Annotated in this window: 15 protein-coding genes and 1 pseudogene; all 16 read left to right on the plus strand. The window is 39.0% G+C overall.

All coding sequences use genetic code 11. The features are described 5' to 3' along the window. Positions 1-762: pseudogene (locus Q4443_RS09390) on the plus strand (type VII secretion protein EssC); the annotation flags it as partial. Between the two features lie 9 nt (positions 763-771). Beyond that, positions 772-1140: a DUF5082 family protein gene (locus Q4443_RS09395; protein ID WP_000513720.1), complete on the plus strand. Its 369-nt coding sequence runs from the start codon at positions 772-774 to the stop codon at positions 1138-1140. A 3-nt stretch (positions 1141-1143) separates the two neighbouring features. Continuing rightward, entirely contained in the window at positions 1144-3300 is a 2157-nt protein-coding gene (locus Q4443_RS09400; protein ID WP_049519869.1) for a hypothetical protein, read from the plus strand. Beyond that, positions 3297-4280: a hypothetical protein gene (locus Q4443_RS09405; protein WP_000816351.1), complete on the plus strand. Its 984-nt coding sequence runs from the start codon at positions 3297-3299 to the stop codon at positions 4278-4280. Before Q4443_RS09400 ends, Q4443_RS09405 begins: the two co-directional genes overlap by 4 nt. Then, positions 4270-4623: a hypothetical protein gene (locus tag Q4443_RS09410; protein WP_049519867.1), complete on the plus strand. Its 354-nt coding sequence runs from the start codon at positions 4270-4272 to the stop codon at positions 4621-4623. The genes Q4443_RS09405 and Q4443_RS09410 overlap by 11 nt, the downstream gene beginning before the upstream one ends. A 142-nt stretch (positions 4624-4765) precedes the next feature. After that, a complete protein-coding gene (locus Q4443_RS09415; RefSeq protein ID WP_000816347.1) occupies positions 4766-5752 on the plus strand; it encodes a hypothetical protein in 987 nt (328 codons plus the stop codon). Next, complete coding sequence (locus tag Q4443_RS09420) at positions 5742-6095, plus strand: hypothetical protein (RefSeq protein WP_049519866.1); 354 nt, start codon at positions 5742-5744, stop codon at positions 6093-6095. The genes Q4443_RS09415 and Q4443_RS09420 overlap by 11 nt, the downstream gene beginning before the upstream one ends. 159 nt (positions 6096-6254) lie before the next feature. Continuing rightward, positions 6255-6617, plus strand: coding sequence for a hypothetical protein (locus tag Q4443_RS09425; RefSeq protein WP_000179342.1), 363 nt, complete (start codon positions 6255-6257; stop codon positions 6615-6617). Between the two features lie 11 nt (positions 6618-6628). Continuing rightward, on the plus strand, positions 6629-8719 hold the full coding sequence (locus Q4443_RS09430; RefSeq protein WP_303408313.1) for a hypothetical protein: 2091 nt from the start codon (positions 6629-6631) through the stop codon (positions 8717-8719). A 12-nt stretch (positions 8720-8731) separates the two neighbouring features. Then, on the plus strand, positions 8732-9802 hold the full coding sequence (locus Q4443_RS09435; RefSeq protein WP_049519863.1) for a hypothetical protein: 1071 nt from the start codon (positions 8732-8734) through the stop codon (positions 9800-9802). 10 nt (positions 9803-9812) lie between these two features. Then, positions 9813-10214, plus strand: coding sequence for a hypothetical protein (locus Q4443_RS09440; protein ID WP_049519862.1), 402 nt, complete (start codon positions 9813-9815; stop codon positions 10212-10214). Between the two features lie 211 nt (positions 10215-10425). After that, positions 10426-11391, plus strand: coding sequence for a hypothetical protein (locus Q4443_RS09445; protein WP_049519861.1), 966 nt, complete (start codon positions 10426-10428; stop codon positions 11389-11391). 204 nt (positions 11392-11595) lie between these two features. Continuing rightward, positions 11596-12282 carry an XRE family transcriptional regulator gene (locus Q4443_RS09450; RefSeq protein WP_049519860.1) on the plus strand — a complete coding sequence of 229 codons (687 nt, stop codon included), beginning with the start codon at positions 11596-11598 and terminating at the stop codon, positions 12280-12282. A gap of 3 nt (positions 12283-12285) precedes the next feature. After that, positions 12286-13701, plus strand: a complete 1416-nt coding sequence (locus tag Q4443_RS09455; RefSeq protein WP_049519859.1) for a Y-family DNA polymerase — start codon at positions 12286-12288, stop codon at positions 13699-13701. Then, positions 13698-14060 (plus strand): hypothetical protein, encoded by a 363-nt coding sequence (locus Q4443_RS09460; protein ID WP_049490282.1) that lies wholly within the window; start codon positions 13698-13700, stop codon positions 14058-14060. The genes Q4443_RS09455 and Q4443_RS09460 overlap by 4 nt, the downstream gene beginning before the upstream one ends. Continuing rightward, positions 14053-14346, plus strand: coding sequence for a DUF5960 family protein (locus tag Q4443_RS09465; protein WP_049519858.1), 294 nt, complete (start codon positions 14053-14055; stop codon positions 14344-14346). Before Q4443_RS09460 ends, Q4443_RS09465 begins: the two co-directional genes overlap by 8 nt. The last annotated feature ends 94 nt before the right edge of the window (positions 14347-14440 follow it).

Here is a 14440-nt window from a genome sequence, read left to right on the forward strand (position 1 = left end):
ACCCAAGTCCTCAACAACCTACGTCAGGAAGTGGCTTCCCTCCAAGAAGCCTGGACAGGACAACGCCCAAGTGCCATCCCGATGGTACCAGAGGAGTTGACGGAGAAAGACTTCTATAGCCGAGCAAGCGTGCAGACTGCCTATGAACACGGCCTCGTGCCATTAGGACTTGACATGGAGACAGTTGAGCCCGTCACTTGGAATCTGGCTAAAGGAAATCTTCTCTACCTAACAGATAAAGAAGAACAGATGACAGCCTTGGTGAAACACATTGCCAAAGGGAAACAGAAGGTCATCATCTTGGCACCGAAGTATCATAACTTACCTGAAATGGAAGGAGTGACGATTCTTGCAAGTCCAGAGGAATATCAGGCGGGGATTGCAAGTATAGAGAAGAGAATTCAGGAGCGGTTAGAAGGCAAACAGCGAGATCATGTTGCAACAGTGGTTGTTTACAATTTAACCGAATTAGTGGTAGAATTAAACTCAGAAGCGCTTGATACATTGGCTTATGTCCTAGACAAAGGAATTCGAGCTGGATATGGTTCTCTTGTAATGAGTTCGCCATTGATTACTAAATACATTGATGTGGTCTCAAAAACTGTTCGCTCTTATAAGCAGGCTGTTATAGGGCTTCGCTTAAGCGATCAATCAGTTCTGACAGTAACCAACAGACCTGTTCGTGAGCCACAATTAGAAGAACAAGAACACTACTATGTGGCCGATGGGTTAGCAAGTAGAATGAAAGTATTAATGATATAAGGAGGAGTGATGGGGAAAGCAACCATACAAGCTCAGATAGATGCTAAGCGTGGAGAAATTACTAATTTGAATAGTCAAATTAGTCGATTGGAAGAATGTAAAAAAGCACTTACAGATTTTTCAACGGATATAGAATATGTACTTACGAGCAATGAACATATTGAAACGACCTATTATTTAGCAGGAACACCATATTTAAATGAAACCAATAATGAAGAGAAAATACTAAAAACAGCTAAACAAAAGCTTTCAGCAAAGAGTGATGACGTAGTGGCCAAATTGACTCAGAAAATTTCTGAATTAGAGACAGAGAAGTCGGGGATTAGCCTTAGTATTAGTTGGTTAGAAATTGAAAAAAGTCTAACAACGGAGGAGTAAAGTATGAGTGATATTATAAAAGTACATGACTTACCGGCCATAGCTCGTTATAGTTCGGCTGTTCAAGAGTTTTCAAAAGGTGTGGACTTGGCTTCTAAACAAACGATGCGTAAATTTAATGAAAAGGCAGGTAAAACAGGAGATTCAGAGGACAAAGGAGAGGCAATAAATGCTTTCTTCACTCGATTGAATACTTTACAGACCCAAGTATTTCAAGAGTATCCTACCACTATTACGCATTTTTCAACAGCTTTATCAACATTTGAAAATGCTGCTACAGCTGCCGGTTTCCAAAATAAAGCATGGACTCAACAAACTGGTAATGATTCTGTCTATAAAAAATTAGATGGCGTGGAGTCTGAACAATATGAGAAGATCAAAACAAAAGTCGATAATCTTCAAACGCTATTAAACGATGCTACTGCTGAACTAGGTATTGAATCAGAAGATTTAACAACTATTAAAACAACTGCGGGAGATGATTTAGCTAGTGCAGCGACTGCACGTCGTGATACTCATAACGCCTTGCAACAAGCACATGATACCTTATCAAAAGATACTACGGATGCAGAAGCAGAACTAAAAACTCTACAGACTAGAATAAAAAATGCCAGTGCAGTATGTAATATTCCGGCTTCTAGTATCTTAGCAGGAATTAAAAATGGTAGTCTTACTAAGAGAAAAATCAGTTATTTGGATAGTATTCAAACAGAAGCAGATGGACGTGCTTTAGGTGCAATACTTAATAAACAGCCAGGAGACATATTAAACGAAAAACCTGGGGATCTTAGTGAAGGATTTTACAGTATTGGTGCTCAGGAAATGATGGAGTGGATTGAATCAGGAGATGCAGCCACTCTGAACCATCTTTTAGACGCTATGGGGAATCGGGATTTTTCTGCTAACCAACCATTTTTGCTAGAGTTTCAAAAGGCTGGAGTTAGGCTAGGTGATACTCTTGAAAAGGTTATGGAAGTTCAATATGCTAAAGACGGCACTTTACAGAGCAACCAGATGGCAGCATATAATAAGCATCTTGCTTTGACGGATAAGTTTGTTAGTTTGATGGAATCTCTTTATGTAATGGAGATAGGACGGACAGAAACATCAAAAGGAAAATTAGCAGTTGGTGACAAACTATATGTCACCGAAACGAGAACAAAAGTTTCAATTTCAGATATATCGGATGCAACATTTTCATTTAAGAATACGGTTGATACAAAGAAAACAACCTTGGAAATGAATATAGGTGGCTACTCTTATCCAACGAGTATTAGCAATACAACCGAAACCAAGGTTTACAAAATGGAAGAATACGCAACCGCTATTGGAAATAATATGGCAGAGAAGCAGGCTCGGATCGGTGAACTTGAGAAATCTCGCGAAGAAGCGAATAAAGATATGCGTGCTGCAATGGGTAAAGCTATAACTTATGCACTGGTTGGTACTTTCATACCTGAAGCAGTTCCTATCGTCTCGATGATTGATGCTCTGGCTACCAGTGATTCTAAGGAATTCAGTAAAGAACTCTTTTCTGCGATTGATAAGGATATAACCGTTAAGGGGAAAGTTGTTGAAAGTGGTTTTACGAAGACGGGTCCATACAATATGGGTATTCAATTACCAACAGCAACCATACAAGCCTATTTGAAGTATGTCGATCAGTTAAAGGGATATGACTTGGAAAAAGAAAAGACACGCATTGAGATGGTGGATGACTTTTTAAATCGAGGGAATACCTATCTTTTCCAGAAAGATGGGAAGAGTTCAGTCGCAATTTCTCGCATGAGAACACATAATTTTTATACAGAGGTCCGCTTGAAAGAGATGGATAATGAAGGTCTTGTTCCTTATGTTGAATATGCGAAGTCGTCCAGCCATTATAAGGTGAATAGTACTAGTAATGATACAAGGGCAATAATCCAAGAAGCAATAAACAAAGAAAATCAACTTAACTCAAATTCTGTAACACCAGAAATGAGCAAGTATCTCTTAGGCGAGGAGACCGATCTTTCTCTAGTCAATATGAGCGTAGACCAGTTGAAAACGTATAAAAATGTATTGGAACATTTATCGATTTCTTCTGACCAAAATGCCAAACATGGCTATGAAGAATATCAGCTCTATCTAAATAGTAAATACTCAGGAGGAAGTCAATGAAACAATACAGGAAAAAAATACTAATCATTCTGGGGGTTTTAAGCCTTCTTGTTGTGGTTTCTGGAGGCTATCCTTTGTATCGCTATTTGACACATGATCGCTATAAAGTTTGGTCAATTGAAGTAGAACCAGCATCTCATGAATTTATAGCTGATAGACAGGGGCTGGTCATTTCTTGGAAAGAGACAAAGAATAGTAATGGGAAAAGAGATAGGGATGAGCCGGTTGACTATAGTTTGGTAATTCATGGGAGACGATTTATAGCCACAGAAAGTATCCGTTTAATCTATGAATCGGGAGATAATCGCTTTGATGTGAAGAATCTAAGTTGGGGGGAGTATTGGAAGATTCAGGTCTATGATACCAGTCAGGATGATTTGCCTCGTAAGGAGTATGATCTTTTGAAGGCTATTGCGGATTATGATGCTTCTTACTTTCCAGTTTCAAGTGCCTATACTCATTTTTTTGCTTACAAAGATCAGGAATACCGGACAGTCGTTCTCCAGAAAACGGGAGGTGAGGATCGTAAGGAAGTCCTCTTTAACATGGCAACAGGTAAACTAGAAGACATCCCTAAGGATGCCGGAAAGGCTCTAGAGAACAGAAATGTTAATATATTTAAAGAATTTACTAATTTAAAAGAATATTATGCAGGTGACCTTTTACATATAGACACTCCAATTAGTTTTTCTCAATCCGTAATTGAACAGTCTTCAGACTGGCGTTTGAAGGAGGAGTATCCTGCAGCCTATGACTTGATGACTAAGAAGAAAGGTGGGCTATTTTTCTTGACCAACGAGACAGATATCAAGCTTCTCTCTGATATATACAGTCTCTTAATCCCTAAGGACAGAGATTTGTTTGATAATCTAACAGTTTATGGAGAGGTGACCAAGGACGGGAAAGACCATGTGGTTCATTCCTATGAAGAGTTTATCAATGTCTTGAAACCAAAGGAGGAATTGAGCAATGTCCGTTAAACAGATCCAACCGATGCGAATTCAAAGTATTAAGGCAAGTATTAAGGTTTCGACAGATGAGATTTCAAAGGGGATGTCGACTATCATTGATGCACCGGTTACAAGTAATCTAGAGTCTTGTGCGGGTCTCGCAAAAACATGTATGGAAAATTTAGTAGAGACGGTAGACTCATTAGATGGCTTTATGAACAAGATTGCGGAAGCTTTTAAAAATATGGATACCGATTTAGCAGGATCTATTGAAACGAATGAGATTTATACAGTTTCACCAGAAGAGTATACAGAAAAGAAACGAATCCAACAGAAGATCTATGATGCCTCTGTTTATAATGAGCTCCCCTAACTATTCGCCACTTGAATCCATTTCAAGTGGTTTTCTTTTGCTTTTCTCATCTTCTCACGGTGTCACGCATATGGTATAATGGATTAAGAGTTTATAATCTTTGTTTATCAGATACAAACAACAAATATTCAGGAGGAAGTCAATGAAACAATACAGGAAAAAAATACTAATCATTCTGGGACTTTTTAGCCTTCTTGTTGTGGTTTCTGGAGCCTATCCCTTATATCGCTACCTAACACATGACCGTTATAAAGTGCGAACTCCTGAGGTAGAACCAGCTTCTTATGAGTTTCTAGCTAATAGACAGGGGTTGGTCATTTCTTGGAAATATGTCAATCATAGCAATGAGCAGGAAGCTAATGAAGAACCACTGGAGTATACCAGTGCAATTTATGGGAAACGTTACCTTTCGACAGACAGTAAACGTTTAATTTACAAATGGGACGATAATCGCTTTGATGTCAAGAATCTGAGTTGGGGGGAGTATTGGAAGATTCAGGTTTATGATACCAGTCAGGATGATTTGCCTCGTAAGGAGTATGACCTTTTAAAGGCTGTTGCGGATTATGATTCGTCATACTTTCCAGTTTCAAGTACTTATATTAATTTTGTCACATACAATGATCAAGAGTATCGTAAGGTAGTTCTCCAAAAAACTGGGGGTCATGACCGTAAGGAAGTCCTCTTTAATATGGAAACAGGTAAGCTAGAGGATGTTCCTAAAGAACTTGGGGTTGCTCTTGAGAATAGGTATACATATTTATTTAACCGTTATACAAGTTTGAAAAATTACTATTATAATGATGATTTTATAGATAACACTACCTGTCTTAATCTCTCACAATCTGTGATTGAACAGTCTTCAGATTGGCTCTTGAGGGAGAAATACCCAAAAGCTTATGACTTGATGAGTAAAGAAAAAGGAAGTCTCTATTTTTTAACTAACGAGACAGATGTTAAGCTTTTATCAGATATTTTTAGCCTCTTAATTCCTAAGGACCGTGATTTATTTGATAACCTCACGGTTTATGGAGAGGTAACTAGGGACGGGAAGGACCATGTGGTTCACTCTTATGAAGAGTTTATCAATGTCTTGAAACCAAAGGAGGAGTTGAGTAATGTCCGTTAAGCGAATTCAGCCAATGCGAATTCAAAGCATTAAGGCGAGTATCAAAGTTTCGACAGATGAGATTTCAAAGGGGATGTCGACTATTATTGACTCATCAGTCACAAGTAGTCTAGAATCCTGTGCTGGTGTCGCAAAAACATGTATGGAAAATTTAGTAGAGACGGTAGACTCATTAGATGGCTTTATGAACAAGATTGCGGAAGCTTTTAAAAATATGGATACCGATTTAGCGGGCTCCATTGAAACTAATGAGATGTATACAGTTTCTCCACAAGAGTATACAGAAAAGAAACGAATCCAGCAGAAGATCTACGATGCCTCTGTTTATAATGAGCTCCCCTAACTATTCGCCACTTGAATTCATTTCAGGTGGTTTTCTTTTGCTTTTCTCATCTTCTCACATTATTCCTCATGTGGTATAATAGAACAAGAACATTACTATGTTTCCGATGGGTTGGCAAGTAAAATGAAAGTATTAATGATATAGAAAAGGAGGATAGCTATGGCTAGTTATGAAAAAATAGTAGGGTTATCTCAAGCTTTATATGAAGCGACCGCAGAAGTATCACGATTGAGTGGCGAAGTTTCAAATTTAAAATATATTAAAAATAAATTGAAAAAGAAATCAACAGAGATTGATTATGTTGTTACACTTTCTGAAAATATCTTGGGTGAGAAATACGATGACGAAAAAAATCAGGAAAAAGAAGATTTGAATTCTTTGAGGCAAATCATTTTAACGAAGAAAAGAGAAATACTCGCGTTATTAAGTACGAAGATTCAGAATTTGGAGTCGGATTTGTTAACTGCTCAGAATATTGAAAGGAATGCTAGAAATGCATTAAATGCAGCTCTAGCATCATAGAGGAGGGATAGATGACAGTAAAAGTAAAAAATATTTCAGGTTTAGAAGATTACGGGACGAGTATTCACCGATTTGCTGGAAAATTTGAAGAAGTCTCAAGCGATACAATGCGTGAGTTCAATACTAATCTAGAAGGGGAAAAAGCGGCTGCCATTAATGCCTTCTTTAAACGTTTGAATGAGATTCAGAAGTCTGTTTTTTCACAGACACCAGAGGCGATACGAACTTATGGGCAGCATGTCTTTACATTTACTGGGGAGATTAAAGGTTTAGGATTTTCCAGTCATGCCCATACTGATGAAGATGCGATTAATACACTTACAGAGTCCCTTAGAACCCCTCAGCGTAATCTAATCAGTATCGTTAAGGATGAAATGGTAGCTTTGTTTGATGAAGCAATCGAAGCAATGGGTGATGGAGACTCTAATTTGGGAGATTTTGATGCCAAAGCAGACGCTTATATTGCAGATGAAATCAAAGCACGTAAGGAAACGCATAGCGGCATTATATCTGCGCATGATAGCCTATCTTCAGGCGTTTCAGGGGTATCAACTACCTTTGAATCCTTGACAAAGATTACACAGAACGCAAGAACTGTAACGACATTACCAGTTCAGACGATTATTGATGCTATAAAAAATAATACTCTAACAGAGTCAAATATGGTTTATCTTTCTAGAATCACTACAAAGGAAGATGCCCAAGTCTTGCAAGCGATTCTTTCTGGAAAATTAGAAGATGTAGACAAGATAATGGAGAATGACCCAGAGAAAATTTCTGATGGGGGCTACATGAATCTGGCAGAAGAATTGACTATTTGGATGGATAGAAGTGAGATTGGGACTCAGAAGATAAATCGTTTGTTAGATGCGATGGGGAAAACGGATCAATCCAAGGTTAATGTCTTTTCAGAAAGGTTAGATAAACAGCAACATATATCCAAACAAATACAGATAGCTGAAATGTATGCTTACGAGCAAGATCCCGAGCATGACGCTGCAACAATGGAAAAGCATCATACAAAATTAAGTCAGATGAATGATTTATCAGGTTTATTGACTGCGGTTCGAATCTTGAAAATTGGAACAAAAGTAGAAGGGAATCCAGGTGTACAATTTAGGAACGATGATCCTTTTGATCCAAATGCAAAACTTCGATATACTCGAAAAGAAATCTTTATTAAATTAAATGATGCGGTAAATCCTGAATGGGAATTACATGTTAAAGAAAGTAAAAAGTCCATATATCACTATGGTTCTAAGACGGTTCCAGACTATGATGAGCTTAGTGTCCCAGCCAAAACTACTCTTGAAACTTATACATCACACCATGAAAAAGGAATTGACGGAGCTTTGGCTGGTAAATATGAGGCTGAACTTTATAAAATCAAAAAAGAACATGAGAAAGCGGATGCTGAGTTCCAAGAAACTATCGTAAAAGAAGGGATAAAAACGATTTTAACCTATATTGGAGGTCCGGCAGCTGCGGCGACTTTTAGTGTTGCAGATTCTTTATCACAGTTACATGCAACAGACTCAATTAAAAACACGCATGAGATGCTGGATGAGATGACTTCTGGAAGAGCGAATGCCTTTATTAAAAAAATAGGTAATTATGGTGGCAAGTCTGCCAATGAGGTTTTAGCAGGCTTCTTTAAACTACAAAGTAAGGTGGCTGAGTTTAAAGCCAAAACAACGAATGAAAACACAAATATTTATAATGTTTTGGTTGGTCAAGGGGGCTGGCAGTTAAACCATGAAGTGGCAGGTCCTTCAATAGAGACGATTGCCCAGTCATCTAGTATTTATGCAGACTATGGAGCTTACCAACGGGTACAAGAATTAAACCAGAAAGGTGTCATGGGTTACTTTGAGTCAATTGGTTTGAGAGATAATGCTTATAAAATAATTAACGAATACTTTGATAAAGATCTAGCTATGAAAAATTTCCTTTTGGGAGAGCATACAAATGGTGAAGGCCTTACGATTGAAAATATGACTCCAGAACAGATTCAAACAATTCCTTATATTGTTAACAAAGTCACGGGAGATAGTTCGTTATCAGATTTTATAACGTATTTCGAAAAGCAATATGGCAAATAAGGAGGGAGAGAAATGAAGAAAGTACTACTAATAGTCGGATCTGTCCTGTTGGGTGTTCTGCTTCTATGGGGCTATCATAGTTATCAACAATCAGAGCAGGCCAAGCAAGAACGCCAAAAATATGAAAATATGGGTTACTATACAGGAAAATGGGAAATTGATTCTTATGAGTTTTTAGAAGATGGCAGGGGAGTTGCCGTGCATTGGAAGTCGCTGAATCCAGAAGAGGATCGATTGTTTGCCAAATACAATCCGGACTTGAGCGAAAACTTTTTGGGTGTTCATGGTGCCTCCAATCAACGCTATATCGTACGCAAGTACTTCCATAATTCTACCTATAGAGGAACACAAAAATTACCTAAAGAGGATCCCGAAGTTTATTATGCCATGTCCATTTATCGAATCGGTGATCGAAAATTGGAAGGGAGTCAGCTCGATCTTTATAAACTTGTAGAGGACTATAACCCTGATTATATACCGGAAGATACTGGAGGTATTATCGAAAAAGATGGCAAAGACTACATTTCCATACAAGTATACAAACGAGGATGGGAGCTATCACAGAAAAAACAATTATGGCTGAATTTAGAAACCAAGCAAATTGATTGGGAAGATACAAAAATACAAAAGTATCCTGAAAGCCCTTCGGTAGATCTGGGTCCTTTAAAGGACAAGATGGGAAAGATGACAACCGATTTGAGAACATCTACAGCGTATGATTTGTTGAATCAAAATAAATTGTCTTTTCGTCAAGATGTATTGAAGGGAAGTGTTTTGGAGACAGCTGCACCTAAAGTTTATCAAGTATTAAGTGAGCAAGATTCACAGTTTTTCCTTTTGATTGATTCTAAGTATGATTATGAGAAGGTTTATGGAGATGTTCCACAGTTTCTTGATTTGTATCAGCTTTTTGTCCCAGAAAATACGAATCTTTACGAAGGGCTTACGATTCCAGCCGAACTCAGTAAGGATGATCAAGAGCATTCAGTCAATACCAAAGAAGAGTTTGACTTGTATTACGATGTTGCCAAAGACCGCGAACTAAACAAGCAACGCCGAATATTGGTTGACAAAGGAGAATAAGAGGTTCTAAATGAGTAACAATCAAAAAAAAATTGATTCGGATAACCTAAGCCGAGTGAATGGAGCTTTTAAAGATATGAGTGCAGAATTGCAGAATAATGCCTCTGACCTGATAGACTCCTCTGCGACAGAACAAATTCAAAATGCGACTGATGAACTTAAAAAATTATCTAAGGAAATGGTAGACACGATTAGTTCATTAGATGATTATCTTGGGGCAGTTGGTGAGGCTTTTCGAAGTGTAGATGCGAGTATGGCTCAGTCTATCGGTGATAATATGTATACGAAAGCACCTGAAACACGTGCAGAACGCAAAGAGCGTTATATCCAAGGAGGGAAAGATTCCAAGGAACGCCACAATCGTAGAAAAATGGTTGAAATCGCAGAGAGTCAATATAACGATTTTCCATAAATCCATAAACTGCCTGAATTTATTTCAGGTGGTTTTCTTTTGTATTTCTCATCTTCTCACAGTATGGTTCATGTGGTATAATGAGACAAGGGTTGCTCCTCGTTTCAGACGAGTTTATGGATTTCAGGATAAGTTAGTAGGTGAGAAGAGTATTTCTGTCAGCCTCCTATACACCTGTTAACAGCTATCCACGATAAAAGGAGATTGTAGCTTGGTTTTATTAGTATTAGGGATTTTGGTTTTGCTCATTCTAATCTTAAAAAGGAAACAGAAAACTGCTAAAAAATCTGAAGGAAAGGCCAAGAAAAGAAATTGGCTATTAATAGGTTGCTTATCCATAGTGATTCCAATGGTAATCTTCACAGTGTTCAGTCCGATTTTTTCTCTAATGGATATGTGGGGGCTATTTGCCCATGCAAGTCGAACTGAGATTGAGCAAGCTGTGCATCGTTCTTATCAAAATTACGGTCTTACAGGACAGTTTGAGTTAGAAAAATACGAGAAAAACTATACAAGTGTGGGAGGATTTATAATCCATGGTACCTATAGTGAAAATATAGCTGGAAAAACCTATCAGGTTAAAACTCGATTTAAATACTATACTCGCTTTTCGAAAAGTGAAACATATGGAAAGACAGATGCAGAGGTTGGTTACAAAAATGGTAAAAAAATTTATGATGTTTTTCCAGAATTAGCCTATTTAGGGATTGAGGTTAGTCCAGGCACCAGCGAATTTTTAAAAACACTGGACAGTTCAATCAAAGATCCTAAACTACCTGATTTGAAGTATCAAGGTATTGGTTTTGAATTTAATAACCAATCTGATAATATCTATCTTTATAATGAAATATTAGAGGAAAATCAAAGCAAGGGCCAAGCTCTGCAAGGGATGTATCCAATGGATGCTCAATATCTTTTCCAAAAAGAGATTTTTATACCGACATTTGAATTTCAATATTTCGTTCCGAAGGAAAAAAGAGATCTCTTGTATGATGACTATCTTAAAGAGCTTGAAGCGCTCATGAAGGAATTTTTTGCCAACCAACCCCTACCACGCGGTCTTTATGCTGTCAAAATTGCTAAGTATAAAGAGGATAAACTTGTCAGTGATAGTGGTGTATACTATGTGAAGATTGAAAATAGTCAAGTTGTAAAGCTGTTGCAAAAATTAGAGTAGGAGTTGCTAGATCTAGGTCAGTTTTTTGTTCATAATTTCCAGTTGTGTCTGTTAAAATTTGATTTTCCCAGTGGACAATCGTCCACTTTTTTTATATAATAAAACTAAACCGAATTGGTTGAGTTTTAGAGATGTAAGCTCAACCGTCGATTTGTTTTTCTAAGAGAGATATTCTCAATAAAACATCACACTAGGGGGTGAATCATGTACCAACCAGAAAAACTCAAGGCTCGGAGAAAAGAGTTAAAATTGACACAGAAGGAAATTGCAGAGGAATTAGGGATTAGTTTTCAGGCTTACTCGGCTTGGGAACGTGGGATTAAGGAACCATCCCAGGAGAAGGTTGCTCAGCTAGAGAAGATTTTAAAAGTTGCAAAAGGGTATTTTACTCAGATTGAGATTGTCCGTCTCTACAATAGCCTCTCCAAGCAAGGGAAGGACAAGGTTGTGCTCTATGCTCGCAACCTGGCTCAAGAGGAACAAACTCAGAAGGTGACGACCATGCCCAATCGACTCTACGAATACCGTGTCTACGAACGCATGTCAGCAGGGATTGGGGCTTCGGTCTATGATGACCAGAATTTTGATACGGTCTACTTTAACGAGGAGTTGGCCCATGATTTTGCATCTTGGGTATCTGGGGACTCTATGGAACCTAAATATCAAAATGGTTCGGTGGCTCTGATTCGGGAGACAGGATTTGACTATGATGGGGCAGTTTATGCAGTAGTCTGCAACAACCAGACCTATATCAAACGGGTCTATCGGGAGGAAGATGGTTTGCGTCTGGTTTCTATAAATCCTAAATACAAGGACATTTTCATCTCCTATGAGGAAGATCCTCGGATTGTGGGGATTATCGTTGGGAACTTTGTGCCGATGGAGGGTTAGCCTATGGGCTACTTTGATTATTCCAGAGAGCCCAAAAGTGACATTGCCTTTGTCGATATGAAATCTTTCTATGCCAGCGTTGAGTGTGTGAAAAGAGGCTTGCATCCGCTGAAGACCTCGCTTTGTGTCATGAGTCGCGCGGATAATTCTACTGGTCTTATCTTAGCTTCCTCTCCCATGTTTAAGAAGATTTTTGGTAAGTCTAATGTTGGCCGGGCCTATGATCTGCCTTTTGATATCAAAACGCGCAAATTTTCCTATTACAATGCTCGAAAGCAAGGCTTGCCGACTGACTCAGACTATGTTCGCTACATCGAAGATTGGGCTCAAGTGACTTTGATTGTGCCACCTAGGATGGATGAGTACATAGCGGTCAATATGGAAATCCAGCGAATCTTCCAAAATTATGGCAGTCCAGATGATATTTATCCCTACTCTATCGATGAGGGCTTTATCGATCTGACTAGTTCGCTCAACTATTTCATCCCAGACAAGAGTCTCTTTCGCAAAGACAAGCTGGATCTGCTTTCTGCTCGTATCCAGAGGGATATTTGGAGGCAGACAGGGATCTACTCTACAGTGGGCATGTCCAATGCCAATCCCTTACTGGCTAAATTGGCTCTGGATAATGAGGCCAAGCACACCCCGACCATGAGGGCCAACTGGTCTTACAAGGATGTGGAAGAGAAGGTTTGGGCCATTCCCAAGATGACGGACTTTTGGGGAATTGGTAGGCGGATGGAGAAACGCTTGCATGCTCTGGGGATTTTTTCCATCAGAGAATTGGCCGCCAGCAATCCAGACCAGCTACAGAAAACACTTGGTCAGGCTGGCCTGCGTTTGTGGTTTCATGCTAACGGGATTGATGAGAGCAATGTTCACAGGCCCTATAAAGCCAAGTCCCAAGGGTTAGGAAATTCTCAAATCTTGCCGAGAGACTACGTGAAGCTACGGGATATCGAAATTATTCTCCGAGAAATGGCGGAGCAGGTGGCTATTAGGCTGAGAAGGGCGGGTAAGAAAACAACCCTTGTCTCTATCTATGTCGGTTTCTCTAAACAGGAGGTTAGGCCGTCTATTCACACACAAATGAAGGTCGAACCGACCAATAATACAGCTATCTTAACGGATTATGTTTTGAAGCTATTTCATAATAAATACACTTCTGGAGCGGTCAGAAGTGTCGGAGTCAACTATTCAGGATTTGTGGACGAGTCCTTTGGCTTGATCTCCCTCTTTGATGATGTTGACAAGTTAGAAAAAGAAGAAAGGCTCCAGACAGCTATTGATGCCATTCGGGAACAATTTGGTTTTACCTCCCTCTTAAAGGCCAACGCACTGGAAGAAGCCTCTAGGAGTCTTGCCAGAAGCAAGCTGATTGGGGGGCATTCTGCTGGAGGATTAGATGGATTAAAATGATTGATCGTTCTTATTTACCCTTTCAATCTGCGCGTGACTATCAAGATCCAGGGATGCAGAAGTGGATGGGCTTTTTCCTCTCAGAGCATACTAGTTCACTCGGTGAAGAAAGAAATCGGGTTGCTTTTTCGACAGATTTGAATTCCGTTGAGAAGTTACTCTTGCTTTCGCAGCTGTATGTCGGGCAACTAAAGGGATACTTTGTGGTCAAGGAAAAGAAGCAGAAAACCACGATCATCGGCGAGGTGAGTGAATTATCACCTCAAACTCTATCTATTAGGACCAATGAGGGCTATAGGCTGGTAGAGGTAGTAGATGTCCTCGAAATTCGACTGTGGGAGGAGGGAGTTTATGACTAGAAAAGAGTTGTATGAAAACAAACTGCAGATGGATTATTTTTCTGATGCCTATATTCGTTTTGAAGAGGATTTTCAAAAATACTCTGCTATGAATGTGCCACTGACTTTCTTGATCGATGACATCCTACGAACCATGGCAATGAATCAGAAGAACTACTTCGTCTTAAACAAGGAAAATGCCAAGGATGGGCGAGAGCATCGCTTTTATTTTAGGGTGGTGACGGAAAAAGAGTCTCCTAGAAATCGAACCTATGCATACGCTGGACTCAAAAATAGTAGTCAGTGACTAGGTGTGGAAGAGGGAAGTTTGATTTAGGAAAGATGGCTTGTGAACGTCAGAAAATCTCATGGTATAGGAATTCGAAACACCATCTTTTATC

The sequence above is a fragment of the Streptococcus sp. GP0011 genome (assembly GCF_030546305.1).
Taxonomy (GTDB): Bacteria; Bacillota; Bacilli; order Lactobacillales; family Streptococcaceae; genus Streptococcus.

What these genes read in the sequence shown, in the direction of transcription:
- Q4443_RS09450 (WP_049519860.1), top strand. Translation starts at nt 11,596, where the DNA reads ATGTACCAACCAGAAAAACTCAAGGCTCGGAGAAAAGAGTTAAAATTG.
- Q4443_RS09405 (WP_000816351.1), top strand. Translation starts at nt 3,297, where the DNA reads ATGAAACAATACAGGAAAAAAATACTAATCATTCTGGGGGTTTTAAGC.
- Q4443_RS09440 (WP_049519862.1), top strand. Translation starts at nt 9,813, where the DNA reads ATGAGTAACAATCAAAAAAAAATTGATTCGGATAACCTAAGCCGAGTG.
- Q4443_RS09430 (WP_303408313.1), top strand. Translation starts at nt 6,629, where the DNA reads ATGACAGTAAAAGTAAAAAATATTTCAGGTTTAGAAGATTACGGGACG.
- Q4443_RS09395 (WP_000513720.1), top strand. Translation starts at nt 772, where the DNA reads ATGGGGAAAGCAACCATACAAGCTCAGATAGATGCTAAGCGTGGAGAA.
- Q4443_RS09400 (WP_049519869.1), top strand. Translation starts at nt 1,144, where the DNA reads ATGAGTGATATTATAAAAGTACATGACTTACCGGCCATAGCTCGTTAT.
- Q4443_RS09455 (WP_049519859.1), top strand. Translation starts at nt 12,286, where the DNA reads ATGGGCTACTTTGATTATTCCAGAGAGCCCAAAAGTGACATTGCCTTT.
- Q4443_RS09460 (WP_049490282.1), top strand. Translation starts at nt 13,698, where the DNA reads ATGATTGATCGTTCTTATTTACCCTTTCAATCTGCGCGTGACTATCAA.
- Q4443_RS09465 (WP_049519858.1), top strand. Translation starts at nt 14,053, where the DNA reads ATGACTAGAAAAGAGTTGTATGAAAACAAACTGCAGATGGATTATTTT.
- Q4443_RS09435 (WP_049519863.1), top strand. Translation starts at nt 8,732, where the DNA reads ATGAAGAAAGTACTACTAATAGTCGGATCTGTCCTGTTGGGTGTTCTG.
- Q4443_RS09410 (WP_049519867.1), top strand. Translation starts at nt 4,270, where the DNA reads ATGTCCGTTAAACAGATCCAACCGATGCGAATTCAAAGTATTAAGGCA.
- Q4443_RS09415 (WP_000816347.1), top strand. Translation starts at nt 4,766, where the DNA reads ATGAAACAATACAGGAAAAAAATACTAATCATTCTGGGACTTTTTAGC.
- Q4443_RS09420 (WP_049519866.1), top strand. Translation starts at nt 5,742, where the DNA reads ATGTCCGTTAAGCGAATTCAGCCAATGCGAATTCAAAGCATTAAGGCG.
- Q4443_RS09425 (WP_000179342.1), top strand. Translation starts at nt 6,255, where the DNA reads ATGGCTAGTTATGAAAAAATAGTAGGGTTATCTCAAGCTTTATATGAA.